Origin of the sequence: Bdellovibrio sp. HCB337, assembly GCF_047302465.1 — a bacterium.
Lineage (GTDB): Bacteria > Bdellovibrionota > Bdellovibrionia > Bdellovibrionales > Bdellovibrionaceae > JACMRP01.
On the sequence record NZ_CP178621.1, the window covers coordinates 3,600,481 to 3,614,456 of the forward strand.

The following is a 13,976-nucleotide window of genomic DNA, read 5'->3' on the forward strand; positions in this document are numbered from 1 at the left end:
CCCAAATGGATTTAAACGAAGTCGCCGTATTTATTAAAGTTATTCAAGAAGGAAGCTTCTCTCAGGCTGCAAAAAAACTGGGAATGCCGAACTCTACTGTTAGCCACAAAGTTTCCTCTTTGGAAAAACGTCTGGGCGCAACTTTGATTCAAAGAACCACCCGAAAACTTTTAGTAACTCCGGCTGGCCAAGCTTATTTCAAACGCTGCATGCAAGGCCTTGAAGAAATCGAAGCTGCCGAGAGTGAACTTTTAATTTCTAAAGGTGAGCCCCAGGGACTTCTACGTATTACAGGGCCTGTGGAGTTAGGCAGTACAATTCTGCCCGAGATCATCAGTCAATACACGACTAAGTATCCTAAAGTGCGAACGGAAGTGATTCTGACTGAAAGATACGTCGATCTTTTATCTGAAGGTGTGGATCTGGCAATTCGCGCAGGCGAACTGAAAGACTCTTCTTTGATTGCAAAGAAGATCGGTTCTGTGTGTTTTGTTCTGGTGGCGTCTCCGAAATACTTAAAGGTGCGCGGAAGCCCTTCCCATCCTCGAGAGCTTCGTCAGCACCGCTGTTTACAGCACACACCCATGGGTATCGAAGAATGGAAACTGACCAGCACTAAAGGGGCTTTTAATGTGCCTCTGCCAGGACAGATCATTTCTAACGACCTTAAGATGATTAAACTAATGGCCCTTCGCGGAGATGGCATTGCTCTACTGCCCAACCATATTTGCTACTCGGAGGTCGCTAATGGCAAGCTCGTCCGGATCCTGCCTGAGTGGCATACCAATAACAATCCGATCCATTTCGTCTATCCTTCGCAGCGTTTTGTAACGCCGAAGTTAAGTTTTTTCATGGATATGGCCATGGGAAGTTTGAAAAAACTCTTCGAGAACTTCGACTTCTAAACGAGCCAAAACCACTCCTAAAGCTCTATATCCTTAGTCAGGAATTCCCTTCGCATTATATGCGGTTAGAGGGACTCAAGCCTTTTTACACGGTAAAGGTGTCAGAATTTTAACATCTATTTATTTTCCATGAAGCCCTTTATGTTTCACCCATCGAAAAACCAAACAACAAAAGTGAAACATGGAGATTGTTTTATGAAAAACTACTTAGCAACCCTGCCTCTAGTATTGAGCCTTGTGGCTTGTTCGTCTAAAAACTCTGACAGCCCTAAAGACCAGGGCACTACTTTGCCGTCCACAGTTGGCTTTCAAAAACCAGCGCTCGGCCCTCAATTAACTGCAGATCAAATCGCAGAGATTAAAGACACATTCCGCGGAAAGCCGATGATGACTTTGCCTCCTGGTGATTTGGTATTCCCAGATAAGAATGCAGACCCTGCAGACACTCGTCGTAAGGAACAAGCGTTAGCAGCACAAGATCCTAATGCATATGCACTGATGTTGGATGTAAGACAAAACTGCGCAAAAGGACATCCTTCACTTAAGATCGATGCGACTTTCCCAACAGAGAACACCAATAATGAAAATGCATTTGATATCCTTCAAAAAGGCGATCATCTTTCTTTCAAAGGCAGCGGTGCTCTTGTGGGTAACAGCAATTGTCCTTTAGATCTAGGTGGTGGCATGAGTGCCGAAGCCGAAGTTAAAGACATTGATCGCGAAGCTCGTGCTGGTACAGCTTCAGCGGGTCTTGGTGGTAAGTTGAAGTTTGTGATGAAAGATCCAAAATACGCAAGTCTTTTGAATGCACGCGGAATCATTGTTGATACAAACTTGTCAGGCTTGGTTGTACATCGCGAAGTTGAAGGCAGCAGCAAAGACAAAGCGTTGATCACTTACAACTTAAGCGGCAGTTATTTGTCTTTGAAGAAAGATATTCCGTACAATATCAGCTTCAAAGTTTTGGCTGATAACAGCGACTCTGAAAATCAGAAGGGTGAAATGACTTTCACAGCAACTTTGAAATATCCAAAATTCACTGCAACGCTTGTTGGATATGGCATTCAAAGCAATGGACAAACGACGAGTATGGAATTGTACCTGAATGGACGCGCGATTTCTCCAGAAGAGATTCAGACCATTTTCGGAGACCGTGTCCCGGGTCAAGAGCCACACAATAAAATTTCCGAGGCGCTTTTAAACTAAGACACATGTGATATATCTAATATAGTGATGACGTTCCCTTGCCTTATATTGGGAACGTCATCTCTGTCGTGTTGATTTTCACGCCTTCTAGCTTGTTCCATGCGTACATGAGCGGAAATAAATATTTCTGTCCGCGCTCCGAAACAAGGCATATTTCACTTCCCAGTACTTTAACAAATTCGAATCTTTACCGATCTTTAACTCATGCTCGGTAAAAGTGGTTATGTTTTTTTCACAAAGATGTCTGCAGAGTCCTCAAAAGGGACTCGTGCTTTGGCTTTCGTAGCAATGCTCTTTTTTGCTCTTCTTCCTCAACAAACAAAAGCTCTTTCAGGCATCACTTACACTGGTCGCATTCTTGACTCGAACAACGAACCTGTTTCCGCAAGCCAAGTTGTTTTCACGTCTTCTATTTATGACTCTTCTGGAAAATGTGTTCTGTATCAGGAACAGCGCGAGTTGGATCTCTCTCAAGCTTCGGGAACATTCTCTTTTGAAATCGGCTCTAATACTGGCGGCACGATTTTAAGTTCGGGCTTTAATGGCGGTCCGACTGGTCCACAAAATCTAACGGATGTTTTTAACAACGAAAAAACTTTTACAGGTCTTGGCGTTGCGAATGGTTGTACAAATACATTAACTCCTCCGACAGACCCTACTGAGGGACGTCTGTTGGCCGTGACCTTTAAAGTTGGTGCGACTGGTTCAATTCAGAGTTTGCCGTGGTTAAGAATTGCGCCTGTACCTTCAGCTCTGCAAGCTTACTCGGTAAACGGTTACGGCACTGGAGCTCTCTTAAAAGTAAACACGTCTGTCGATCAAACGGCGAATACTAACAACGCCCTTTCACAGACTCAGTATGATGAGTTCTGGAGATTGATAAAGAATCCTCTTGCTGCTTACTTGCCGACATCAGGTGATGTGACAATCGTTTCTGGCAACAACAAAGTGACTGCTCTTATGGGGCAAGCTTTGCCAGCCGGCCCTGCCACTAATGGACAAATTTTAGTTTCAAACGGAACTACTTGGACTTTGCAATCCATGACAGCAGGTTCTGTTACGAGTGTCGGCGCAACAGCTCCCCTTTCTAGCACAGGTGGTACGACACCTTCCATTTCTATTCCAAAATCAGATTCTGTAACCGATGGTTATTTAGATAACGCTGACTTTGCAGTTTTTAGTGCAAAACAATCCACAACTCTTGCTGATGGCAATATTTGGATTGGTAACTCCTCGAATACAGCACAAGCACGTGCGGTGACAGGTGATGCTACTCTCTCTAACGCAGGAGTTCTCACTTTATCGACAACGATTGTTGCTGGCACCATTGGCTCTAGTGGCTATGTCCCAGTTTTAACTTACGATGCAAAAGGACGTTTGACGTCTGTTAGCTCTGCGGCTGTGAATGACTCTTCGAAATTGCCACTTGCTGGCGGTTCTATGAGTGGTGATATCAATATGGGTGGTCATGATTTGACCAACGTTGGTAATATTTCAATGGCTGCAAATAAGTACTTCTCTCTTTCTGCAAATAGCACAAACGGCTCAGTGGCTGGTCAAATCTGGTATGACACTGGAACTATCAAGTACTTTGATGGCGCAACAGTAAAATCACTCGGTGTTGCTGGCGCAGGTATTACTAATATCAATGGACTGACTTCAGGCACACAAAGCTTTGCAATTGGAACTGCTGGTAATGCGCCTTCATTTAACTCGGTGACTGATACGCATACACTCAATATCCCAATGGCGAATGCTTCTGGCACTGTGACTGCGGGTCTTATCAGCAATGCGGATTATGTCGCATTGATGGCAAAACAATCAAATTCACTTGCTGATTCAAGCATCTGGATTGGTAATGCCTCAGGCGCCGCTCAAGCTCGTGTCATGAGCGGTGACGCTACAATTTCTAACACAGGTGTTTTGACTGTTGATAAAACGCAAACAGCTCAGGCTAGTAAGATTTTGCAATTGGATTCAAATTCCGTTGCTACTTCTAAAGGTTTGGATGTTAACGGCTCAGCAAGTGGTAATGTTTCTATCCGTGGCCAAGCTGCTGCTGGGACTTACACTTTAGTTCTTCCTAACTCTGCAGGTACTGCAAATCAGTTCTTGCAAACAGACGGCGCAGGAAATCTTTCTTGGAATGCTCAATCTGCTCTTTTGCCTAGCTTGAATGCTGGTTTAATGTGGGTTGGGAATGCGTCTAACGTTCCAGAAGCTCGCGCACTTTCTGGTGACGTGTTCTCTGTATCTAATGCGGGTTCTGTCACTGTTGTTAAGACAACAACTGGGGAATCTAATAAGTTATTGGCCCTAGATGGTTCTGGTGTTGCTAACGTTAAAGGTTTGGATATTCAAACTGGTGCTGGTAAAGCAACCATTCAAACTTCAGGTGCTTTCACAAACTACGTTTTAACTTTACCTTCTGATGATGGTAATGCGAACCAAGTTCTTAAAACTGATGGCGCTGGTATCCTTTCTTGGATGTCGGTACTGACTGGCGTAACAAATACAGCTGACTTGGCAGATAGCAAGATCTGGGTTGGTAATGCTTCTGGTAAAGCGGTTGAAGTTACTATGTCAGGTGATGCTTCGATTTCGAATACAGGCGCACTGACTCTTTCTTCTACGATCACAGCCGGTGGCCCGGTAGGTGCTTCAGGTTACGTGCCAGTTATCACTTACGATGCCAAAGGTCGCTTGACGGCAGTAACTTCAGCTTTGGTTAATGATACTTCGAAGTTGCCTTTAGCTGGCGGCACGATGAGTGGCGCTATCAACATGGGCGCACAAGACTTGAATAACGTTGGCAACATCAATATGGCTGCCAACAAGTATTTCGGCCTTTCAGCTAATAGCACAAACGGCACCGTTGCCGGTCAACTTTGGTATGACGCTGGCACTATTAAGTACTTCGATGGTTCTACTGTTAAATCATTAGGTGTTGCTGGTGCTGGTATTACATCTCTTAATGGTTTGACGTCTGGCTCTCAGACATTTGCGATTGGCACTTCAGGTAATGCGCCATCATTTAACTCTGTGACTGATACCCACACGTTGAACATTCCAATGGCGAACGCGTCTGGAACTGTCACTGCGGGTCTTATCAGTAATGCTGATTACGTTGCAATGATGGCTAAGCAATCAAATTCTTTAGCTGATGGCAGTATCTGGATCGGTAATGCTTCTGGCGCTGCCCAAGCACGTGCAATGAGTGGGGACGCTACAATTTCTAATGCTGGCGTATTAACTGTTGATAAAACCCAAACTGCAGTGGCTAGCAAAATTTTGCAATTAGATTCTAGCTCAGTCGCGACTACTAAGGGTGTTAACGTTAATGGCTCGACGAGTGGTTCTATATCTCTGCGTGGCCAACCAGTAGCTGGAACTTATACTTTGACTTTGCCTTCAGATGACGGTGGCGCAAATCAGTTCTTAAAAACAGATGGTTCTGGCGCATTAACTTGGGCCGATGTTTTGTCTAGCATTGCTAATACGGCAGATCTTGCTAATAGCAAAATCTGGGTCGGCAATGCTTCCGGCAAAGCGGTTGAAGTCACAATGTCAGGTGATGCTTCGATTTCGAATACAGGTGCGCTGACTCTCTCTTCTACGATCACAGCCGGTGGCCCAGTTGGAACTTCAGGCTATGTTCCAGTCATTACTTACGATGCTAAAGGTCGCTTAACGGCTGTGACTTCTGCAGCAGTGAATGACGCCACTAAATTGCCACTTGCTGGTGGTACAATGTCTGGCGCTATCAATATGGGCGGACAAGATATTACCAACACTGGCAATATCTCGATGGCTGCAAACAAATACTTCTCGCTTTCTGCCAATAGCACGAACGGAACTGCTGCTGGTCAAATGTGGTACGACGCTGGCGTGATCAAATACTTCGACGGTTCAACTGTGAAGTCTTTGGGTGTTGCTGGCGCTGGTATTACTAACTTAAATGGTTTGTCAGCCGTTACTCAATCATTCGTGATTGATGGTGCTGGTTCTGACTTCGCAGTAAACTCTGCAGGTTCAGCTCACACATTCAGTTTACCAAGTGCCTCTGCGACTAATCGTGGTGCTTTAACTTCTGCTGATTGGTCTGCATTCAATGCAAAACAATCTAATGCATTGGCTGATTCAAGCATCTGGATCGGTAACTCTTCAGGTGCCGCGCAAGCTCGTGCGATGTCAGGTGATGCAACGATCTCTAACACGGGTGTACTCACTGTTGATAAAACCCAAACTGCAGTAGCAAGCAAGATCTTGCAATTAGATTCTAACTCAGTTGCTACTACTAAAGGTGTTAACGTTAATGGTTCAGCAAGCGGCTCGATCTCTCTTCGTGGTCAAGCGGCTGCCGGTACTTATACTCTGACTCTTCCTAGCTCTGCGGGCTCTTCAAGTCAGTTCTTGCAAACTGATGGCACTGGTACCTTAACATGGGCTAATCCTGCAGCTACTTTGCCTGGACTTGCAGCTACGAATGTTTGGGTTGGTAATGCATCTGGCGGTCCTGAGGCTCGAGTGCTTAGTGGCGACGTTGCTTCTGTTTCTAATACTGGTTCAGTCACAGTTGTTAAAACAACTACTGCTGAAAACAATAAGATTCTAGCACTTAATGGTACAGGCGTTGGTACGATGAAGGGTCTTGATATCCAAACAGGCACTGGCAAAGCTACTATCCAAACTTCAGGTGCTTTCACTGATTACGTACTCACATTGCCAGCTGATGATGGTAGCGCGAACCAAGTATTAAGCTCTAATGGTTCCGGTGTTCTTTCTTGGGCAAGTGTTCTTTCTGGTGTTTCTGATACCGCAAATCTTGCTAATAGCAAAATTTGGGTTGGTAATGCTTCCGGCAAAGCCGTTGAAGTCACAATGTCTGGCGATGCAACGATCTCTAATACTGGTGCATTGACTCTTGCCTCTACAATTACTGCGGGTGGCCCGGTAGGTACTTCAGGCTACGTTCCAGTTATCACTTACGATGCTAAAGGTCGCTTGACGGCTGTCACTTCAGCTTTGGTTAATGATACTTCGAAGTTGCCTTTAGCTGGCGGCACGATGAGTGGCGCTATTAATATGGGTGCTCAGGATTTGAATAACGTTGGCAACATCAATATGGCTGCCAACAAATACCTTGGTCTTTCAGCTAATAGTACAAACGGCACAGTTGCTGGCCAAATGTGGTATGACGCTGGAACCATCAAGTACTATGATGGCGCAACTGTAAAATCTTTGGGTGTTGCTGGGGCTGGGATCACAAGCTTAAATGGCTTATCGACAGGCACTCAGTCTTTTGTACTTGGTACTGCTGGTACTGATGCTGGTATTTCTTCTGCAGGTTCTGCTCATACATTTAATTTCCCTTCAGCTTCTGCTACAAACCGCGGTCTTTTAACAAATACTGACTGGTCAGCATTCAACTCTAAACAGTCAAATGCATTAGCTGATTCAAGTATCTGGGTTGGTAACTCTTCTGGTGGTGCTCAGGCTCGTGCAATGAGTGGCGACGCGACACTCTCTAACACTGGTGTGTTGACCGTCGACAAAACTCAAACGGCTCAAGCGAGCAAAATCTTGCAATTAGATTCTAGCTCAGTCGCGACTACTAAAGGTGTTAACGTTAACGGTTCTGCAAGTGGTTCGATTGCACTTCGCGGTCAGGCTGCTGCTGGAACATACACTTTAACATTACCTGCTGACGACGGTGCTGCGAGCCAATTCTTGCAAACAGACGGTTCTGGTAACTTAACTTGGAATTCTCAATCTGCCCTTCTTCCTGGATTGGCTGACTCTTTACTTTGGATTGGTAACTCTTCAGGTGGCGCACAAGCTCGCGCGATGTCTGGTGATGCTACGATCAGTAACGCAGGTGTTTTGACTGTTGATAAAACACAAACTGGTGCTGCTAGTAAGATCCTTCAGCTAACAGCTTCTTCAGTGGCTGTGACTAAAGGGGAAGACATTGGTGGTGCGGGCACTGGTATCGTTTCTTTGCGCTACCCTAATACTTCGACGAATACGACTTTGACATTGCCAAGCGTTGCAGGATCTAGCGGTCAGTTCTTACAAACAAATGGCTCTGGCGTATTAACTTGGGCTTCGCAATCTGCAGCACTTCCGACACTCACTGCAACTAACATCTGGGTGGGTAATGCTTCGGGAGGGCCTGAGGCGCGCGTGCTTAGTGGTGATATCTCTGCTGTATCTAACACAGGATCCGTCACTGTTGATAAAACTACGACTGGTGTTGCAAATAAGATCTTAGCTCTTGATGGCTCGGGCGTTGGCAATATGAAGGGTCTTGATATTCAAACAGGCACTGGCAAAGCAACCATTCAAACTTCAGGCGCTTTCACAAACTACGTTTTAACTTTACCTACCGACGACGGTAACGCGAACCAAGTATTAAGTAGCAACGGTTCCGGTGTTCTTTCGTGGGCAAATGTTCTTTCTGGTGTTTCTAATACTGCAGATCTTGCTAATACCAAAATCTGGGTCGGCAATGCTTCTGGCAAAGCGGTCGAAGTTACAATGTCTGGCGATGCGACCATGAACAATGCTGGTGCACTGACTTTGGCATCTACGATCACTGCAGGTGGCCCAGTTGGAACCTCTGGCTACGTTCCAGTAATTACATACGATGCTAAAGGTCGCCTCACTGCAGTTACTTCTGCAGCCGTGAATGATACTTCGAAGTTACCTCTTGCTGGCGGCACAATGTCTGGCGCTATCAATATGGGTGGTCAGGATATTACCAATACTGGTAATATCTCGATGGCTAATAATAAATATTTCGGTCTTTCTGCCAACTCTACAAACGGCACTGTTGCCGGTCAAATGTGGTATGACGCTGGCACGATCAAGTATTATGACGGTGCAACGGTAAAATCTTTGGGAGTTGCTGGAGCTGGGATCACAAGCTTAAATGGGTTAAGTGCGGGCACTCAATCATTTGTACTTGGCACTTCAGGTACTGATGCTGGTATTTCTTCTGCAGGTTCTGCACACACATTTAACTTCCCTTCAGCTTCTGCTACAAACCGCGGTCTACTAACAAATACCGACTGGTCAGCATTCAACTCGAAGCAATCAAATGCACTTGCAGATAGCAGTATCTGGATTGGTAACTCTTCAGGTGGTGCTCAGGCTCGTGCAATGTCTGGTGATGCTACGATCAGTAACACGGGTGTTTTAACTGTTGATAAAACGCAAACTGCTCAAGCCAGTAAGATTCTTCAGTTAACAGCTTCTTCAGTGGCTGTGACTAAAGGGGAAGATATCGGTGGAGCAAGTACTGGCGTTGTATCACTTCGCTATCCAAGTACAACAACAAGTACGACCCTTACTTTCCCGAACACGGCAGGCTCAAACGGTCAGTTCTTACAAACGAATGGTTCTGGAGTATTAACTTGGGCTTCGCAATCTGCAGCACTTCCAACACTCACAGCTACTAACATTTGGGTGGGTAATGCTTCCGGCGGTCCAGAGGCGCGCGTGCTTAGTGGTGATATCTCTGCTATATCTAATACTGGCTCTGTGACTGTTGATAAAACAACAACAGCTCAAAGCAATAAAATCTTGGCTTTGAATGGTTCTGGCGTCGGTACGATGAAAGGTTTGGAAGTCCAAACAGGAACTGGTAAAGCTACCATTCAAACTTCAGGTGCTTTCACTGATTACGTACTCACGTTGCCAGCTGATGATGGTAATGCAAACCAAGTATTAAGCTCTAATGGCTCTGGAGTTCTATCTTGGGCTTCTGTGTTAACAGGAGTATCAAATAGCGCAGACCTTGCAAATAGCAAAATTTGGGTTGGTAATGCTTCTGGTAAAGCCGTTGAAGTCACAATGTCTGGCGATGCAACGATCTCTAATACTGGCGCATTGACTCTTGCTTCTACAATTACTGCGGGTGGCCCGGTAGGTACTTCAGGCTACGTTCCAGTTATCACTTACGATGCCAAAGGTCGTTTGACAACTGTGACTTCGGCTGCGGTAAATGATACGACTAAATTGCCACTTGCTGGCGGCACGATGAGTGGCGCGATCAATATGGGCACTCAAGATTTAAATAACGTTGGCAACATCAATATGGCTGCCAATAAGTACTTAGGTCTTTCAGCAAATAGCACGAACGGCACTGTTGCCGGTCAAATGTGGTACGACGCTGGCACTATCAAGTACTATGATGGTGGGACAGTAAGATCTTTGGGTGTTGCTGGTGCTGGTATCACTAATTTGAATGGCCTTACTTCCGGCACACAAACATTCGCAAACGGAACTTCAGGCAACTCCCCTGCATTCACTTCAGCGACAAATACGCATACACTTAATATCCCAATGGCATCGGCTTCTGGCTCTGTGACTGCAGGTCTATTGAGCAATGCTGAGTATGTGGCTTTGAATGCAAAACAATCAAATGCATTAGCTGACTCAAGCATCTGGATTGGTAACTCTTCAGGTGGTGCGCAAGCTCGTGCGATGTCTGGCGACGCAACGATTTCTAATACAGGTGTTTTGACTGTTGATAAAACACAGACAGCAGTAGCAAGTAAGATCCTTCAACTTGATTCAAGTTCCGTGGCAACGACTAAAGGTGTGAACGTTAACGGTTCAACAAGTGGTTCAATCTCTATCCGCGGTCTGGCAGCGGCTGGTACTTATACTCTGACATTGCCTAGCGATGACGGTGGCGCAAATCAGTTCTTACAAACAAATGGCTCTGGCGTATTAACTTGGGCTTCACAAGCTGCGGCTCTTCCTACTTTGACTGCAACTAACATCTGGGTAGGTAACTCGTCTGGTGGCCCAGAGGCTCGTGTACTTAGTGGCGATATCACTGCAGTTTCTAATACAGGCTCTGTGACCGTAGATAAAACTCAAACTGCTCAAGCAAGTAAGATCTTGCAATTGACAGCGGCTGGAGTCGCTGTCACTGCTGGTACTGATATTGATGGCCCAAGTACTGGTGTTGTATCACTTCGTTATCCAAGTACAACAACAAGCACGACCATGACATTTCCAAGTACAATGGGCTCTGCGAACCAATTCTTGCAAACAAATGGCTCTGGCGTATTAACTTGGGCTTCGCAATCTGCGGCTCTTCCAACACTCACAGCTACTAACATTTGGGTGGGTAATGCTTCCGGCGGTCCAGAAGCGCGCGTTCTTTCTGGTGATGTTTCTGCTATATCTAATACTGGCTCTGTGACTGTTGATAAAACTACGACTGGTGTTGCAAATAAGATCTTAGCTCTTGATGGCTCGGGCGTTGGCAATATGAAGGGTCTTGATATTCAAACAGGCACTGGCAAAGCAACAATTCAAACTTCAGGCGCTTTCACAAACTACGTTTTAACTTTACCTACCGACGACGGTAACGCGAACCAAGTATTAAGTAGCAACGGTTCCGGTGTTCTTTCTTGGGCAACGGTCCTAACGGGTGTCTCTAATACTGCAAACTTAGCAGATAGCAAAATCTGGGTAGGTAATGCTTCCGGTAAAGCGGTTGAAGTCTCTATGTCTGGTGATGCTACGATTTCAAATACTGGCGTAGTCACTGTTGATAAAACTCAGGCTGCGGTTGCTAGCAAAATCTTGCAACTTGATTCTAGCTCAGTAGCTTCGACAAAAGGCGTGAATGTCAGCGGCTCAACGAGTGGTACGATCGCTATCCGCGGTCTAGCTGCTGCGGGTACTTACACTCTGACATTGCCACCAGATGACGGGACTGCGAACCAAGTGCTCAGCACGAATGGTTCTGGTGTGTTAAGCTGGGTAACCGATGCCGGTTCCAATATTGATTCTTTAAGTGACGCTCGCACCGTATATGCAAATCGAAGCATGTATATGGGACAAGGTGCCGGCGCTGGGTCCGCCACAGGCAATGATAATACCTCGGTTGGCTTAAATGCTTTGGCAGCAGTTACATCAGGCTCACAAAATACCGCATTTGGTGCGAATGCCTTAAGTGCTGTAACTACTGGATGGTATAACGTCGCGGTCGGAAACGATGCGCTCAAAGTTAATACCGGTCAGGCCAATGTTGCTGTTGGTCCTGGAGTACTTGCAGCCAATGTCGCCGGACAAAGCAATACCGCAATGGGGTACTATGCCCTCGGTACCAATACGAGCGGAACTCAGAACACGGGTATTGGTTACGGCGCATTGATAGCTAATACAACTGGAGCAGATAACGTCGCGGTTGGCTTAAGTGCGCTAGGTTCAGTTACCACTGCAAACGGAAACGTAGCCGTCGGAAATAGTGCCGGCAGTTACTTAATGGGTTCAGGCACATATAACACCATAGTGGGTCATGGGGCTTATATTGGCGTCAGTGGCCAGACAAATGGTTCTAACAATACCATCCTTGGTGTCTTCGCGGGTGCTGCGATGACAACGGGTTCAAGCAATGTGATTTTAGGAAGAAATGCCGGTAGCACTCTAACTACAGGATCTGCAAATATCTTCATTGGTAACAACACCACAGGGACTTCAGCCACTGTCAATAATCAGCTTAACATCGGCAATGCTATTTATGGGGATTTGTCGGCTGGAAACATCGGTATCGGTACCACGACTACACAAACAGGCAATCGCTTGGATGTACAAGGCGGTGCCATTGCTGCGGGCTCTATCAGTGCAGCTGCCGGTAACGGTGGACAAATTCGTATGTACGAGATCGGCTCTCCAGGTGCCAACTATGTCGGTTTCAAAGCTCCGGATGCGATTACAACGGATCGTATTTGGACTTTACCTGCGGCTGATGGAACTAGCGGCCAAGTGTTGAGCACAAATGGTTCTGGTGTGCTTTCTTGGGCAACAGGCGGAGGATCTCCTGGCGGAGCTAACACGCAAATTCAATTTAATAACTCTGGTGCTTTTGATGGAACTTCAGATCTTACTTGGAACGGAACAACAAGAGTTATCTATTCTGGATCTGCCGGAGCACCTGTTCCAACAGTCGGCGGTGCTGGTGGAGGATTTTCTGGTAGAAACCTTTGGCTAGGCGACGGTACAAATTATTGGGCTTTGAGTTCAAACTCGACATTTAGTGCCGCTCAGTTGGCGCTATGCTCTGACTCTACTTGTACCGGTATGACAGGTAAGTTTTATTTTAAAAATGATGGAAGTTTAGGCGTTGGAGTCCCTAGCCCGCTTGCTCGCATTCACGCTTCAGACTCTGGTGCGAAGACGGCTGCGACGTCGGCAGCGCTACTGTCTAATACATCAACGTCGTCTACTGCTTCCATAAATAAATATGGCCTAGAAATTCAGTCCACTGGAACTTGGAATGGAACTAGCGCAAAGAATATCGGTCTTTATGTCTCGTCTGTAACTGGCGGTACAAACAACTACGATGCTATTTTCAATGGTGGCGGTAACGTCGGTATCGGCACTACTACTCCTGCTGCAAAACTCGATGTCGTGGGTGATATTCAATACACAGGAACACTCACGGACGTGTCCGACCGTCGCTTGAAAAAGAATATTCAGCCATTAGGTCAAAGTCTCGAGACGATCCGCAAAGTTCCAGTGTACTCGTACGTCATGAAAGACGATCCAAACGAAAGAACTGAGTACGGTGTGATGGCTCAAGATTTATTGGGACTAATCCCGAATCTGGTTAAAAACATCGATACTAACGGCGAATACTACGGCGTGAACTACGTGGGTCTGATCCCATGGAGTATCCGTGCAATTCAAGAAGTGGATCAAGAAACTCAGGCACTCAGACGCGAGAATAAAGAAATCAAACGCGAATTGGCTTCTTTAAAAGAACAAAACGAAAGACTCGAGCAAAAATTGGATCAAATCCTACAAAGCTTGGAGCAACAAAAACGAAAGAAGTAGAAT

General features: G+C 45.9%; 3 protein-coding genes. All 3 read left to right on the plus strand.

Features of this window, described 5'->3' with window-relative positions; genetic code table 11:
* The first annotated feature begins 5 nt into the window (after positions 1-5).
* On the plus strand, positions 6-905 hold the full coding sequence (locus tag ACLWBB_RS17390) for a LysR substrate-binding domain-containing protein (RefSeq protein ID WP_413288830.1): 900 nt from the start codon (positions 6-8) through the stop codon (positions 903-905).
* Between the two features lie 195 nt (positions 906-1,100).
* Positions 1,101-2,111, plus strand: coding sequence for a hypothetical protein (locus ACLWBB_RS17395; protein ID WP_413288831.1), 1,011 nt, complete (start codon positions 1,101-1,103; stop codon positions 2,109-2,111).
* A gap of 204 nt (positions 2,112-2,315) precedes the next feature.
* On the plus strand, positions 2,316-13,973 hold the full coding sequence (locus ACLWBB_RS17400; RefSeq protein WP_413288832.1) for a tail fiber domain-containing protein: 11,658 nt from the start codon (positions 2,316-2,318) through the stop codon (positions 13,971-13,973).
* Positions 13,974-13,976 lie beyond the last annotated feature (3 nt).